This is a genomic window from Exiguobacterium sp. MH3 (assembly GCF_000496635.1).
In the GTDB taxonomy this organism is placed as follows: Bacteria; Bacillota; Bacilli; order Exiguobacteriales; family Exiguobacteriaceae; genus Exiguobacterium_A; species Exiguobacterium_A indicum.
Map to the genome: position 1 here is coordinate 2,976,728 of NC_022794.1, position 15,420 is coordinate 2,992,147.

Here is a 15,420-nt window from a genome sequence, read left to right on the forward strand (position 1 = left end):
GTTCCAGATTTTCATCATGTTACAGTTCTTTAACGCTAATTCTTTTTCGTAATACTTTTGTAACAAAATAAAAAAACAGGCTGTAGAACGGCTTAGGATAGCCATTTCTACATACCTGTCAGTTTGAGTCATTTAATCGTTTTTTCAAGAATTAATTGACTTCTTTTTACGGAAACGTGCTAAGAATTCATAGACAATTGGCACGATGAGGAGTGTCAACAACGTCGAACTCGTCAGTCCACCGATGACCGTCACACCTAACCCTTTTGAAATCAATGCGCCACCTTCGAGTCCAAGCGCAAGTGGTGCAAGTGCACCAATCGTCGCAAGTGCCGTCATCAAGATCGGACGTAAACGTGTACCTGCTGCATCGAGTAGTGCTTCACGCGTCGATAAACCTTCCGCTTCTTTATGAATGACACGGTCGATTAAGACGATCGCATTCGTCACGACGATTCCGATCAACATCAACGCACCAATCAAGGATGACACAGAAATCGTCTCTCCTGTAATCAACAGGGCAACCAGTCCACCGATGATGGCGAATGGAAGTGAGAACAAGATGACGAGTGGTGTCAATGCTCCTCCAAACGTAATGACGAGGACAAGATAGACGATCGCTACAGCTGCTGCCATTGCTAGACCAAGTTGTGTGAACGACTCTTGGATCTGCTCCGTGACTCCGCCTTGCTCATACGAGACGCCTGTCGGACGATCAATGTTTTTGGCGGACTTTTCAATCGCTTGAGAAGCCTCGGTTGCTTTATCCGTTTTTAGTTCTGCTGTAACGGTAGCGACGAGTTTTCCATCACGTTCGTTGAGCGAATCAGGAGTCGTTCCTTTCTTCACTTCAACAAAATCGGACAGTTTGCGCACGCCAAGCGGTGTCACGACATCCGTCTCTTCCAAATCTTGAACGGAATCGTATGTCGTTTGTTCGTTTGGAACGATGACATCGAGTTCCTTCCCATCTACCTTAATAGTAGAAAGTGGTTTTTCTTCTCCTTGGACATTAGCAATGCCCTGCGCAAGTTGTGCTGTTGAAACGCCGAATTCAGCCGCTTTTTGCTGATCGACTTCGAACGTATATTGCGTATACGCTTCTTTTAAATCTGTCGTTACTTTTCGAACATACTTCGATTCACCTTCGATAGCATCGACGAATTTCGGTGTTACTGCTTCTAAATCTTCAATATTATTCGCAAAGATAGAGTACGAGACGCCTGACGAAGCTGCGCCACCACTAAAGTCTTGCTCTTTCCATTCTCCTGTCGGAATGTCAGCATTCAGCTGTTTGATGGCTGTCTGTTTAACATCTGCAAAATCTTCCGTGTCTGGATCGTATTGGACGATGAAGACCCCTTGTTTCGTATTCCCTGGATTCAATGGATTTTCTCCACCGACGGTAAATTGAAGATTATCGATATTTTTTTGTTTGTTGAAATAATCTTCTGCTTGATCAGCTGCTTTTAACGAATCATCCAGCGTTTGACCAGGTTTTGGATTGTACGTGACGTAGAGTGTCTTTTCTCCTTCTTGATTCAAGAAGTTGACACCAATCGTTGGTACGAGAGCAAAACTACCGATCAATAGCAAGACTGAAAGACCAAAGACGATGAGTTTATGGTTGAGAGACCAATTCAGCATACGACGATATCCATTCGCCAACTTTCCGCCCTCTTCTTTTTCCGGTTTTGGTGCTTTACCACGCTTAAAGAGCGAATCAGCGAACATCGGAACGACCGTAACCGCAACGATCAAGGACGCGAACAGTGCAAAGACGACTGTCAAAGCGAATGGTAAGAAGAGCTCACCAACGAATCCCGTAACGAACCCGAGTGGTAAGAAGACCGCGATCGTAACGACTGTCGACGAAGCGATTGGAATGAATACCTCTCGTGTTGCACTGATGATCAGTTCTTTTCCTTTTAACTTTTCCGTCGGATCCGTCAAACGGCGATAAATATTTTCGATGACGACGATGGAATCATCAACGACTCGACCAATCGCGACCGTCATCGCTCCGAGTGTCATGATGTTCAAGGAAATATCCATCTGCTTCAAGACAAGAATTGCCATCAGAAGGGATAACGGAATCGAAATAACAGCGATGATCGTTGATTTAATGTTTCGTAAGAACAGCAAGATGATGACGATCGCAAATAACGCACCAATCAATGCTTTACTGATCATCGTCGAAACAGATTCCTCAATTGGTTTTCCTTGATCAAGTGTCACAGATGCCTTGACCGAACCGTTTTCTTTTTCAAAGTCTTTGATCGTCTGCTTGACTGCATTGACGACATCGACTGTATTCGCATCTTGCGACTTCGTTACTTGAACCCCAATCGATCGTTCACCATTCGAACGCGAGATCGATTCCTCGATCCCTTTATCTTCAATCGTCGCGACTTGTGACAACGTGACAGTTGGTACTTGCGTTGGTGCCGTCTGTGTTGCCTGATCTGACGCCGCACCTGTCGATGGTGTCGTTTGGGATGCTGCAGGGGCTGACGATGGAGCTTGTCCTGCTTGTCCTGCTTGTCCTGCTTGTCCTGCTTGTCCTGCTTGTCCTGCTTGTCCTGCTTGTCCTGCTTCAGGAGTATTCGATGCTGGTGGTGTATAGGGAAGACGAAGATCTTTTAATTCCTTGACCGTCGTTGCTTTTCCATCTAATACGACTGCTTGTTCCTTATCCCCCAACTCGTATAAGCCAAGCGCTAAACGGGAATCATTAGCTTGAATCAATTGTTTCGCATTCTCTTCGGTTAAACCGTAACGTTCGAGTTTTTTCTCATCGAAGCGAATTTCGATCCGGCGAATCTCTTGACCCGCGACTTGAACCGTCTGCGCCCCTTCGATTCCTTCAAGCTTCGGTTGAAGTTCGTTTTCAACGAGTTTCGTCAACTCAGACAGGGAACGCTCCTTATCCGAAACGGCAAAACCGATGACCGGGAATGCATCAAAGGAAATCCGTGATACTTGTGGTTCCTGAACACCTTCCGGTAATTCGACGTTTGAAAGAGCTTCTTTTACTTTTTGCTCGGCTTCTTCCATATCCGTACTGAAGTTATAGTCGATTTGTAGGTTCGATGCATTTTGGAAGGACGTCGAGCGTACAGTATCGACTCCTGATAAATTTTCGACCTTACTTTCAAGTTCTCGACTGACTTCATCTAGAACTTGTTCTGGTGTAGCACCTGGATAAATCGTCGTCACCGACACGGTCGGTGTCGTGATGTCTGGCAATGTCTCGAGCTTCATCGATGTTCCCGCATAAATACCAGCAACCGTGATGATGATCGTCATGAGCCAGAGGGCAAACTTATTGTTCACCGAAAATTGGATGATCTTTTTCATCGTATGGTTCTCCCTCACTCTTCAATTTGTTTATCTAGTCGTCGTGCACGTTCTATTAATTGCTGAATTAATCGTTGTCGCACATTTGGAGACGGTGCACCGAACTGAAAATGCTCCGACAATTTCAAACCGTCTAATGTAAAGCGAATCGACAATACTTCAACCGGATCCATCTGTTCTGTCAGTTGGCGAAAGAACTGCTCCGCTTGTCGCTTTCGTTCCTCGACGAACGTCGCATGATCCTTTAATAAGGACAACAAGTAAAGAAGCGCATCCATGTCGAGATGGAACTCCTCTTGTTGCTGGATTTGCAACGTCACGAACGCTTCCATCGGTCCCATCGTCAACTGATGCTGTTCATATAGTTCAAATTGTCGTGCTTCTTGCGCCTCGATGACCCCCATTAATAAAGCTTCCTTCGAAGCGAAATGATACAATAGTCCACCTTTTGAGACATTTGCTTGTTTCGCTACTTCTTCAAGCGTCAATTGGGTGAATCCTTGTTGCAAAATGATCGTCGTCGTGGCTTCAAGAATCCGACGACGAGTCTCTTGCGCTTTTGCACTGGCCAATAGTCTCCCCCTTCCCTCATATTTACTGTACCGTCTGGACGGTTTCTTTTTACAGTGTACGAATTCTTATTTGAAGATGCAATCGCTTTGTGTATGTTTCACGTGAAACTTTCGTGAACGAAAAAAAAAGACTGACTCAAATGTCAGTCTCTACAAAGATAAGGACGTGAAAAGACGCGTCATTCTTTTTGAGTCAGCCTCTTTTGAATCCATTATTCGTCTGCTTCGCGTGAACTCTCTCGTAGTGCCGCTTGCATCGTATCGAATAAGTGACGCTCTCGTAGCACTTGGACGCCACGATCCGTCGGTCCACCAGGTGCCGCAACATCGGCAATCAGACGATCCGTACTTGCGTCGGAGCGCATGAGAATTTCAGCTGAACCTTTCATCGCTTGAGCAACGATTCGACGTGCATTTCCTTCTTCAAAACCAGCATCCGTCAAAACCGGCACCATACCAGCTACGACTTCATAGAAGAAAGCAGGACTACATCCAGCTGCCGCCATGAATGCAGGCATCGTCGATTCATTTGCTTCCGCAATTTCTCCGACACGTCCAAATAATGCCTCGACTACACTTCGGATCTCTTCATTCACGCGTGAGCCGAACCATAGTCCAGTCATTCCTAAACGGTGTGCGACTGGGGTATTTGGCATGGCAGCAACTGTCGGACGTTTTGCCAACTGTTCGATTTCATATGGTGTAATATGTGCAGCAATCGAAACGATCGTCTGATTCGTCCATTGTTGATTCGCTACATAGTCGAGTACACCATCGGGTTGCATGCCCAGCATGACGAGATCGTATAAGGAGACGTCCTCCTGCTCGACCGTTTGAACGCCGTGTCGCGCTGCGACTTCTGTCAAGCGTATCCCGCCACTCCGATTCGTCATCGTGATATCTTCTCGTGCAAATCCAGAAGCGACCCATCCTTGAACGAGTGCCTCACTCATCGCACCGGCTCCTACTATTAATAGTTTCATCATCTATCCTTCCTTTCCCTCAAAAAAAGACCAGTCATGAACTGGTCTTGTGCGGGTCCATTATACACGAACGGCTAAATCTTCGACAGCAACGACTCGAAGTCCCTTATCGTCAAGTTTCTTAACGATTTTTTTCTTTGTCTTCTCGTCACAATCCGTCGGTAATGTAATCAATACACGACGCATGACGCTACTCTTCGCATCGAGTGTCATCAGACTCGCGACCGTTGAATATTTGTTGACGATCTTCGAGATCTTCTCAAGTGCCCCTTTTTGTTCACTTAGGGCTACTGTCAGGACGTAACTTCCAGAATCACGGTTCCATGCTTCTTCAAGCATTCCAAGCATTTTTCCGTGTGGCAGGATACCGAAGAAATGACCGTCATCATTTAAGACCGCGATATACGGTAATTCCTTGATTGAGAAGAAGACTTCAAAGAAATTACTTCCTGTATAGATGTATTTGGATGTATTCTTAATCAGCGACATGACGTTGTCGTCTAAGCTGCCACCATTCATCCCATGCCGATAGATGTGCATCTTATAGATGTTCCCTTTAAAGTCCTGTCCTGATTGGTCAAGGACCGGGACACAGCGGTATCCGGTTTTTTCAAGTGTGTCGAGTGCTTCACGAATCGTCGCTGTCTCGGAAATCGTGACACATTGATGCTTCGGAATACATAAACTTTGTACGAGCATAATAAAATCCTCCTCTTTTACCTAATTACGCAGACTTAATCATATCATTCGATTTTCATGCGCCATATCCTCTTTTCCCACTTCTGATGCGCTTTTATTCTTACAATCACAAGACAATCTCTTGCAATCACAACGTAATCCAACTCATTTCAATCAAGTACACTTCACTTTTACCATTGTCAGACAATTTATTAAATCTACAATCACTTCCGTATTAAGATTTATTAAGATTTCGTAAAGACGCTTCATAAATGTATTCTTTTACAATACCGTCTGCTACAATCGAACTCGTGAAGTTACTTCACTATTCTATTCTTGTTCTTAATATGGAGGCAGAAGAAATGTTTAGTAAAAAACAAGATCCATTCGCAGTGAAATTATCCGAAATCGCAGGACACTTAAAAACGACTTCGCAATTCTTCGTTGACTTTAAAATCAACGGCATCGCGGATGTAAAAGAATTTGCACATAAAGTAAAAGACTTCGAAACAGCTGGGGACGATTTGATGCACCAGTTGATCATCGACTTGAACAATGCGTTCATCACGCCGATCGACCGTGAAGACTTACTCGCACTTGCTAACGCACTTGATGACGTCTTAGACGGTTTTGAAGAATGTTCAGCGATCTTCGAAATCTACAATATCGTTCAAGCAGACGAGCACATGATCAAGTTCGTCGATGAAATCAACATCGCTGTCACAGAACTCGCGATGTCAATGGATCTTCTTGTTGCACGTAAATTGCAACCGATGCGTGAACACGTCATCAAAATCAAAGAACAAGAAACGATTTGTGATAACCTACGCCGTAAATCGATCAAAGCATTGTTCGCAACAGAAACAGATCCAATTAAAATCATCCAATATAAAGAAATCTATGAATCGCTCGAATCAATCGCGGACTACTGCCAAGATGCAGCTAACGTCATTGAAACGATCATCATGAAAAACGCTTAAGTGAGGAGCTAACGAGATGGATAGCCTGTTTATCATCACCGCCATAATCGTGATTCTCGCACTTAGCTTCGACTTCATCAACGGTTTCCACGATACAGCGAACTCGATCGCGACTTCGGTGTCGACTCGTGCGTTGAAACCACGTCATGCCATCATCTTGGCTGCATCGATGAACTTCCTAGGTGCAATCACGTTCACTGGAGTCGCAAAAACGATCTCTGGTGACATCGTTGACCCGTCAACACTTGAACATGGTAGCTACGTCGTTATCGCTGCCTTGATTTCAGCCATTGCCTGGAACCTTTTGACTTGGTACTTCGGTATTCCGTCAAGTTCTTCGCATACACTGATCGGTTCGATTGCTGGTGCTGCTGTTGCCTCTGTCGGATTCGGAGGAATCGAAGCAAAAGGCTTCTTGAAAATCGTTCAAGCCTTGCTCATTTCACCAGTGCTCGCATTCACACTCGGTTTCATCGTTTATGCAATCTTTAAAGTCATCTTCAAAAAAGGAAACTTGGCGAAGACGAATCGTCGCTTCCGTCATGTTCAAATTGCAACCGCTGCTTTGCAGTCGTATACACACGGTACGAACGACGCACAAAAAGCGATGGGGATCATCACGCTTGCTTTGATCTCATCTGGTTATCAAACAGATCACGAAGTTGCGACTTGGGTTAAACTCTCATGTGCGATCGCAATGGGTCTCGGAACATCTGTAGGTGGATGGCGGATCATCAAGACCGTCGGTGGTCAAATCATGAAAATCCGTCCGGTCAACGGGGTTGCAGCTGACTTAACATCAGCAGCGATCATCTTTGGAGCGACAGCGATTCATCTTCCGGTTTCGACGACACACGTCATCTCTTCTGCCATCTTGGGTGTAGGTACATCACACCGTAAGAAAGGTGTAAAGTGGGGAACAGCACAGCGCATGCTCATTACATGGGTCATCACATTGCCAATTTCGATGGCTTTCGCTGCCTTGATTTACTATATTCTCGACTTCTTATTCATTAAATAAGTACTTGCCCCGCCTACTCAAAACAGGTGGGGTTTTGTGTACGTCAGAAGCGTCGATAGTTGTTGTTTTTCCCATAATTCGCTATGATGAAGAACAAGAAGGATTGTCTATTTCTTTAGGAGGAATGCCCCATGACAAAACGTAAAGCCTTAACGATTGCTGGTTCCGACACGAGCGGTGGAGCTGGTATTCAAGCTGATTTGAAAACATTCCAAGAACTTGGTGTCTATGGAATGAATGCTTTGACGGTCATCGTCGCCCAAGACCCTGATCACTCTTGGCACCATGCGGTTTACCCAATCGACACAGAACTCGTCCGGACACAAATCCACACGGTCCTTGGAGGTATTGGTGTTGATGCGATGAAGACGGGTATGCTCCCGACTGTCGAAATCATTGAAGCCGTTGCTGAGAAAATCAAATCATCCGGCGTTCAAAACGTCGTCATCGATCCTGTCATGGTCTGTAAAGGCGAAGACGAAGTGCTGAACCCTGATACAGCAAACGCACTTCGTGATGTCTTGACACCACTTGCGACGGTCGTCACACCGAACGTCTTCGAAGCCGGACAACTGTCGGGTCTTGGTAAAACACCAGCAACGATCGACGAGATGAAACTTGCAGCAGCGCGGATTCATGAAAAAGGTGCGCAATACGTTCTTGTCAAAGGTGGCAGCAAGATTGACCATCCACAAGCAGTTGACGTGCTTTATGACGGAAAAGAGTTTATCCTGATTGAGGACGAACGAATCGAGACACCGTACACGCACGGTGCTGGCTGCACGTACTCTGCAGCAATCACGGCCGAACTCGCAAAAGGTGCATCAGTAGAAGCTGCTGTCCGTACAGCAAAATCTTTCATCACTTCCGCGATTCGTCATTCATTCCGTTTGAATGAATACGTCGGACCAACTGATCACGCTGCACATCGTACAGTCCAGTCTTGATCCGCTTAAGAAGTCCGCGATATCCGCGGACTTCTTTCTGTATAGGAGAGGAGAAAAGTTTATGCAAGCCATTGATGTACAAGAAATACAGCGTTATATCGACGAACATGCGAATACACCGTTATATGTACACGTCGAGACGACGAACGGTGCTTACGCGACGCACCAAGATCCAACTTTCCATAGCGCAGGGATGTTTTTCCGTAATGCGGAAATCACTTACGAACGTGGTCTGATCACAGGAAACGGACCTTACCGGATCGGTTTGAAACTTGCCCACGGCTGGTTATACGGTGAAGGATTGACTGACTTCGAATTTGCTGGGGAACAATTGTTGATTGCCGGTCACGATATCGAAGGACGTCTTGCGATTGCTTTTGAACTTAGCCCGACACCATTCGCTCAAGGTGCAGAGGAGGTAGACGCATGACACACGAAGATCATTTACTCGTCGTCTTCCCTCACCCGGATGACGAAGCTTTCAGTTCTGCCGGTACGATCATCGAACACGCTGAAAACCGTGGTCCTGTCACGTACGCTTGTCTGACACTTGGTGAGATGGGACGTAACATGGGACGTCCTGTCTTTACGAACCGTGAACAGCTCGCAACGATTCGTAAACGCGAGTTGATTGATGCTGCTGCAAAAATGAAGATTTCGGATCTCCAAATGTGGGGACTTCGTGATAAGACCGTTGAATTCGAGGATGAAGCAGCACTTGCTGACCGTATTCTTGCCTTGATTCAACAGACACGACCAACTCGTTTGATTTCGTTCTATCCGGGTTACGCGGTCCATCCCGATCATGAAGCGACAGCTCGCGCCGTCGTTCGTGCCCTTCGGATGATGGATCCTGCTGATCGCCCAGAGTTTCTTGCGGTCGCTTTCGCGAACAATACGAAAGAAGAGCTCGGGGAAGGAACGTTCATTCATGATGTCAGTGCCTATACGGATCAAAAGATCAAAGCACTCGAAGCGCATGCTTCTCAAACAGGTGGTCTGATGAAAGTCATCTCGGAAGATTCGAACATTCGAGATCTACTCGTCAAAGAACGCTACTATCACTATCCACTTTAATCTTCTTGCAAGAGATGCGTACCGTCCGATCGACGATACGCATCTCTTTTTTTGTCTTCATCAGAAAACGTCGACTTTTTCAATGGCTTCTGCTAGTGTGAATAGTTGAGACTACGTCTCCGGAGTTCGTAACCTCCTCCGTTACAAAAACTAGGAATGGAAGTGTACATTATGAAAAACGAACGTGCTCTTGTCGTCTTTAGTGGCGGCCAAGACTCAACGACTTGTTTGTTTCAGGCACTGAAACAATACGAAGAAGTCGAAGTCGTGACGTTTAATTACGGACAACGTCATGCACAAGAACTCGAAGTCGCACGCGACATCGCCTCTGAGCTTGGTGTCAAACACCATGAGCTTGATCTCTCTCTTCTCAGTCAACTGACTAGTAACGCTTTGACTGACCACAGCCAAACCATCACGACGAATGAAGATGGTCTTCCTTCTACTTTTGTAGATGGACGAAATCACCTGTTTCTTTCGTTCGCAGCCGTCCTTGCGAAAGGACGCGGAATCCGTCATATCGTCACTGGCGTATGTGAAACGGACTTTTCCGGTTACCCTGACTGCCGTGATGCCTTCATCAAGTCACTCAACGTGACATTGAACCTTGCGATGGACTATCCATTCGTACTTCACACGCCACTCATGTGGCTCGACAAAAAAGAGACGTGGGCGCTTGCCGATTCGCTCGGTGCGTTTGATTTCGTTCGAAATCGCACGTTGACGTGTTACAACGGCGTCATTGGAGATGGTTGTGGCGAATGCCCAGCCTGTGAATTACGGAAAAATGGATTAGATGCATACATCAAGGAGGTTCAACACACATGACATTCAATTACGAAGCACCTGAAACGGTCGAGCGCCCGACTGGCGACTCGCTTATCTATACGAAATCCCGCGTCATGATCGTTAAAAAACTGACGTTCGACGCAGCACACCACCTATATGATTATGATGGAAAATGCCGTGCCCTTCACGGTCATACGTACCATGTCGATATGGGGATCAGTGGTTTTTTGGATCACCGCGGTATGACACTCGATTTTGGTGATCTCAAAAAAATCTTCAAAACACATCTCGAACCACTGTTGGATCACCGCTACCTGAATGAATCGTTACCATACATGAATACGACAGCTGAAAACATGGCGGCTTGGATTTTCGAGACGCTCGGACAACACCTTCCGGATGAGCGTGGACTTCGTGTCGAATTCGTCAAGCTCTATGAGACACCGACTGCTTTTGCTGAAGTCCGTCGTGAGTGGATGAACGAAGCATGAGTGCCTTAACGAAAACACCAAAAATTCCGGTTCTCGAGATTTTCGGACCAACATTTCAAGGAGAAGGACGATCGATTGGTCAAAAGACGATGTTCGTCCGGACCGGCGGTTGCGACTACTCCTGTTCGTGGTGTGACTCCGCCTTCACATGGGATGGTTCTGAAAAACCTGAACTCTTGACGGCAGAGACGATCATAGAACGTCTTGATGCACTCGGCTCTTACGGACATGTCACGATTTCTGGTGGGAACCCGTTACTTCATGCATCAATCGGCACACTGGTTGCGGCACTAAAAGAACGAAACATCACGATGTCCGTCGAGACACAAGGCTCCTACTGGCAAAATTGGTTGCTTGATATCGATGACGTCACACTTAGCCCTAAACCACCTTCAAGTGGGATGAAGATTGATTTCGATCGCTTGGATGTCTTTTTTAAACGTCTACCGGAACAACAGCGTGCCGTTAAAATCGTCATCTTTAATGAGGAAGACCTCGACTTCGCGGCGATGATTTCAGAACGATATGCGCTAAAGACGCTTTATCTATCGCTCGGTAATCCTGATCCGCACGAAGAAGGAACGATCGCTCCACGCATGCTACACGATTTAAAAACACTTTGGGAACGCGTCGCCCGTGATGAACGCTTCAATCATGCGCGCGTCCTACCACAACTACATGCCCTCGTTTTCGCGAACGATCGTGGCGTCTAAGGAGAAATGATTCATGCGACCTGAAGATTTAAACGACTTATCGTTACTCGGCCAAAAAGCCGTACCATATATTTTTGAATACCAACCTGAAGTTCTCGAAGCATTCCCGAATCGTCACCCAGAAAATGATTACTTCGTGAAATTCAACGCACCAGAGTTCACGAGTCTTTGTCCGATCACGAATCAACCGGACTTCGCGACGATTTACATCTCGTACATCCCAGACGAAAAACTCGTCGAATCAAAATCACTGAAGTTGTACTTATTCAGCTTCCGTAACCATGGTGATTTTCATGAGAACTGCATCAACGTCATCGGAAAAGATCTCGTGAAATTGATGGAACCTCGCTACCTTGAAGTATGGGGGAAATTCACGCCACGCGGTGGAATCTCGATTGATCCATACTACAATTACGGGAAGCCTGGTACAAAATACGAACAAATGGCAGAGCACCGTCTATTCAATCACGATCTCTATCCTGAAACGATCGATAATCGTTAAGACGACTAAAAGAGGAACAAGGGGAAATCCCCTTGTTCCTCTTTTTTGATGCTCATCAACTAGATGGAAGGTCGATCAAGGACGGGCTATCATGCTGACGGATGACCTCAGGTGGCCAGATATGCCGAATTAAGTGATCCGAAGGGACATGTAAGACACGGGCCAGTCGCTCAATCATTGAAAATGAGGGATGGGCAATGCTACTTTCAATACGCTGGATCATCTCAGGTGTCGTCTCAGTTAACTCTGCTAATGTATTTTGATCTAACTGATGACGTTCTCGTAATGTACGAATCCGCTGTCCGTACTGTCCGATCGGTTGAATCCCTTCTTTCATCCGCTTCAAACATCCTTTCTTCTTTTAAAACTAAACAACGTTCACTGTAGTCTTATTCCCACTTTTTTAAAATCTGAATACCTTTCCGAACTATCAATTTCTAATCAAAATAAAATTTCAAATATTTTTCTTGTAAAACACTAGCTTTTTAAAAAGTTATCGCTTACAATTCTATATGCAAACGGTTGCATTAATCGCTTACATTATTGCACTGTTCTTACACACATATTAGAGAAAAAGAGATACAAAAGGAGTGAATGATCTTGAAAAATGCTATTTCGTTCGATTTTTGGCAAAAACTCGGTAAAGCCTTGATGGTCGTCATCGCGGTTATGCCTGCTGCAGGAATCATGATTTCGGTCGGGAAACTGATCGGCATGTATGGAGGCGATATCGCGTTAATGCAAACGATTGCTCGAATCGTTGAAGATTTAGGTTGGGCCATCATTACGAACCTTCATGTCTTATTCGCCGTCGCGATTGGTGGGTCATGGGCAAAAGAACGTGCTGGTGGTGCGTTCGCAGCGTTACTCGCCTTCATTTTGATCAACCGTGTCACAGGAGCTATCTTCGGTGTCAACGCTGACATGATCGCGGACCCAAAAGCAACGGTCGATTCATTGCTTGGTTCTGAGCTCATCGTAAAAGATTATTTCACTTCAGTTTTAGGGGCACCTGCTCTCAACATGGGAGTATTCGTCGGAATCATCTCTGGTTTCCTTGGTGCCGTTCTCTTTAATAAATTTTATAACTTCAGTAAATTGCCAGATGCGCTTGCATTCTTCAACGGAAAACGTTTTGTACCATTCGTCGTCATTGGTGGATCAGTCGTTGCAGCATTCGCCTTATCACTCGTTTGGCCGTTCGTTCAAGGCTTATTGAATGACTTCGGTCGCTGGATTGCCTCTTCACGTGATTCTGCACCGATCATTGCACCGTTCGTATACGGTACACTCGAGCGTCTATTACTTCCGTTCGGTCTTCATCACATGTTGACTGTCCCGATGAACTACACGGAACTCGGTGGAACGTACAAAATCCTGACAGGTGCTGCTCAAGGATCGACGGTTGCTGGTCAAGATCCGCTTTGGTTAGCTTGGATCACTGACCTCGTTAATTTAAAACAAGCCGGTAACACACAAGGATACAATGACTTAATCAACAGTGTCGTTCCTGCTCGTTTTAAAGAAGGACAAGTCGTCACATCACTTGCTTCATTGATCGGTATCGCTGTCGCAATGTACATGTCAGTTGATGAAGATAAGAAGAAAGCATACAAACCTGTCTTCTTATCTGCTGGACTTGCAGTTTTCTTGACAGGTGTCACGGAGCCAATCGAATTCATGTTCATGTTCATCGCTCCTGTTCTTTACGTCATCTATGCTGTGCTCACGGGTGTTGCTTTCGCACTAGCAGATGTCATGCATCTTCGGATTCACGCATTCGGTGCGATCGAACTCTTGACGCGGATTCCATTGATTGCAAAAGCTGGATTAATTGGTGATTTAATTCGTTTCATCGGTGTCTGTGTGTTCTTCTTCTTCTTGAACTTCTTCACGTTCCGTTTCGTCATCAAGAAGTTCAACTATGCGACACCAGGTCGTAACGGGAACTATCTTGACGATATCAACGTATCTACAACTGAAGCTTCAGGTGAGGCTGCTGCGACATCAGCTCCTGCCGACGGTTCGCAAGCTTCACAAATCATCGATTTGCTTGGTGGACAGCAAAACATCGAGGACGTCGATGCCTGCATGACGCGTCTTCGTGTCACTGTCAAAGATCCAGCGCTTGTTGCAAAAGAAGCAGACTGGAAAGCAAACGGTGCACTTGGTCTGATCCTTAAGAACAATGGCGTGCAAGCCATCTACGGTCCAAAAGCCGATATCTTAAAATCAGATATCCAAGACCGGATCGGCGCATAAACCTGCGAGATTAGGGAACTACCTAAAGGTGAAGCTCTTTTATAAGAGTTTCACCTTTCTTATTTGAAAAATCAGGAGGACCACTCATGCGTCTACTCACACTAAACTGTCATTCGTGGCAGGAAGAACAGCCACTCGAAAAATTAAACCAGATCGTTCAACAAATTCTCGCTCAAGATTATGATGTCGTCGCACTGCAAGAAGTGAGTCAATTGATGGATACACCCATCGTCTATGATGATGTGCGCAACGATAACTTTGCCTATTTGATCCAGCAAGCGTTAAAAGAACAAGGTCAAACCTACTCCCTCGTCTGGGATTTTGCTCATATCGGCTATGATAAGTATGAAGAAGGACTCGCTCTTTTGACGAAACACCCAATCTTAAAATCGGACAGTTATTATGTCAGCCGCAGTCAAGATACATTCGATTGGAAATCGCGAAAAATCGTCCGTGCGACGATCCAAGTCGACGGTACACCGATTACGTTCAATACATGCCATCTTGGCTGGTGGGCAGATGAAGTCGAACCGTTCCAGGAACAATTCAATCATTTGATGGCCCGGATGGATCCACTCGAATGGACATTCTTCCTCGGTGATTTCAACAACGATGCTTTAGAACGAAATACAGGTTATGACTATATGATGCAACGAGGATTACACGACGTCTTTCTGCTAGCTAAGGAAACGGTCGGAATTGAGACGATCAATGGCAACATCGATGGATGGGAAGACAATCAACAAGGATTGCGGATTGATCTCGTCTTATCGAATCGGAAAATTGACGTCGAACGCGTCGGGGTCGTATTCGATGGGATTCACGGTCCCGTCGTTTCCGATCACTACGGTGTTGAGGTCGATATTCAGATTCAAAAAAATGAACATTAAGTATTGACAACGCTTTCTTTTCTCCTTTAAGATGAAATCAAATCAATAGTGCGGATTGTGACAGTACGGCTGGCAAGACCGAAATGACACCTCGTTAGGAGAGGTGTTGTTCGGTCTTGCCTTTTTTTGTCTCATTCAGCACGTTTCATGAAAAA

General features: G+C 45.6%; 16 protein-coding genes. 11 read left to right on the forward strand and 5 right to left on the reverse strand.

All coding sequences use genetic code 11. The features are described 5' to 3' along the window. Positions 1-144: 144 nt before the first annotated feature. From U719_RS15455 to cbpA, 4 genes are all read right to left on the reverse strand, one after another. The gene (locus U719_RS15455; protein WP_023469714.1) at positions 145-3,360 is read right to left on the reverse strand and encodes an efflux RND transporter permease subunit; all 3,216 of its coding nucleotides are present in this window, start codon (positions 3,358-3,360) and stop codon (positions 145-147) included. A 14-nt stretch (positions 3,361-3,374) separates the two neighbouring features. Further along, on the reverse strand, positions 3,375-3,932 hold the full coding sequence (locus tag U719_RS15460) for a TetR/AcrR family transcriptional regulator (protein ID WP_023469715.1): 558 nt from the start codon (positions 3,930-3,932) through the stop codon (positions 3,375-3,377). A 212-nt stretch (positions 3,933-4,144) separates the two neighbouring features. Next, positions 4,145-4,915, reverse strand: coding sequence for a pyrroline-5-carboxylate reductase (locus U719_RS15465; RefSeq protein WP_023469716.1), 771 nt, complete (start codon positions 4,913-4,915; stop codon positions 4,145-4,147). Positions 4,916-4,975: 60 nt separating this feature from the next. Beyond that, positions 4,976-5,614, reverse strand: a complete 639-nt coding sequence (cbpA, locus tag U719_RS15470; RefSeq protein ID WP_023469717.1) for a cyclic di-AMP binding protein CbpA — start codon at positions 5,612-5,614, stop codon at positions 4,976-4,978. A gap of 341 nt (positions 5,615-5,955) precedes the next feature. On the opposite strand from cbpA, the gene U719_RS15475 reads away from it, so the two are divergent. The 9 genes from U719_RS15475 (at position 5,956) to queF (ending at position 12,113) form a co-directional block, all read left to right on the forward strand. Beyond that, positions 5,956-6,573, forward strand: a complete 618-nt coding sequence (locus U719_RS15475; protein ID WP_023469718.1) for a DUF47 domain-containing protein — start codon at positions 5,956-5,958, stop codon at positions 6,571-6,573. A 16-nt stretch (positions 6,574-6,589) separates the two neighbouring features. Beyond that, entirely contained in the window at positions 6,590-7,594 is a 1,005-nt protein-coding gene (locus tag U719_RS15480) for an inorganic phosphate transporter (protein WP_023469719.1), read from the forward strand. Positions 7,595-7,725: 131 nt separating this feature from the next. Further along, the gene (gene pdxK, locus U719_RS15485; RefSeq protein WP_023469720.1) at positions 7,726-8,541 is read left to right on the forward strand and encodes a pyridoxine/pyridoxal/pyridoxamine kinase; all 816 of its coding nucleotides are present in this window, start codon (positions 7,726-7,728) and stop codon (positions 8,539-8,541) included. Positions 8,542-8,602: 61 nt separating this feature from the next. Beyond that, the gene (locus tag U719_RS15490) at positions 8,603-8,971 is read left to right on the forward strand and encodes a YojF family protein (protein WP_023469721.1); all 369 of its coding nucleotides are present in this window, start codon (positions 8,603-8,605) and stop codon (positions 8,969-8,971) included. Further along, positions 8,968-9,618 carry a bacillithiol biosynthesis deacetylase BshB2 gene (bshB2, locus tag U719_RS15495; protein WP_023469722.1) on the forward strand — a complete coding sequence of 217 codons (651 nt, stop codon included), beginning with the start codon at positions 8,968-8,970 and terminating at the stop codon, positions 9,616-9,618. Before U719_RS15490 ends, bshB2 begins: the two co-directional genes overlap by 4 nt. Positions 9,619-9,789: 171 nt before the next feature. Then, the gene (gene queC, locus U719_RS15500) at positions 9,790-10,446 is read left to right on the forward strand and encodes a 7-cyano-7-deazaguanine synthase QueC (protein ID WP_023469723.1); all 657 of its coding nucleotides are present in this window, start codon (positions 9,790-9,792) and stop codon (positions 10,444-10,446) included. After that, positions 10,443-10,898: a 6-carboxytetrahydropterin synthase QueD gene (gene queD / locus U719_RS15505; RefSeq protein ID WP_023469724.1), complete on the forward strand. Its 456-nt coding sequence runs from the start codon at positions 10,443-10,445 to the stop codon at positions 10,896-10,898. The genes queC and queD overlap by 4 nt, the downstream gene beginning before the upstream one ends. Next, the gene (gene queE / locus U719_RS15510) at positions 10,895-11,611 is read left to right on the forward strand and encodes a 7-carboxy-7-deazaguanine synthase QueE (RefSeq protein ID WP_023469725.1); all 717 of its coding nucleotides are present in this window, start codon (positions 10,895-10,897) and stop codon (positions 11,609-11,611) included. The genes queD and queE overlap by 4 nt, the downstream gene beginning before the upstream one ends. 13 nt (positions 11,612-11,624) lie before the next feature. Beyond that, positions 11,625-12,113 (forward strand): preQ(1) synthase, encoded by a 489-nt coding sequence (gene queF, locus U719_RS15515; protein ID WP_023469726.1) that lies wholly within the window; start codon positions 11,625-11,627, stop codon positions 12,111-12,113. Positions 12,114-12,168: 55 nt separating this feature from the next. Here the strand turns inward: queF and U719_RS15520 are convergent, their stop codons facing one another. Then, positions 12,169-12,450, reverse strand: coding sequence for a helix-turn-helix domain-containing protein (locus U719_RS15520; RefSeq protein ID WP_023469727.1), 282 nt, complete (start codon positions 12,448-12,450; stop codon positions 12,169-12,171). 257 nt (positions 12,451-12,707) lie between these two features. Between U719_RS15520 and U719_RS15525 the strand changes: the two genes are divergently transcribed. Both U719_RS15525 and U719_RS15530 read left to right on the forward strand, forming a co-directional pair. Further along, positions 12,708-14,375, forward strand: coding sequence for a PTS transporter subunit IIBC (locus U719_RS15525; protein WP_023469728.1), 1,668 nt, complete (start codon positions 12,708-12,710; stop codon positions 14,373-14,375). Between the two features lie 86 nt (positions 14,376-14,461). Beyond that, positions 14,462-15,265, forward strand: a complete 804-nt coding sequence (locus U719_RS15530; RefSeq protein ID WP_023469729.1) for an endonuclease/exonuclease/phosphatase family protein — start codon at positions 14,462-14,464, stop codon at positions 15,263-15,265. Positions 15,266-15,420: the final 155 nt, after the last annotated feature.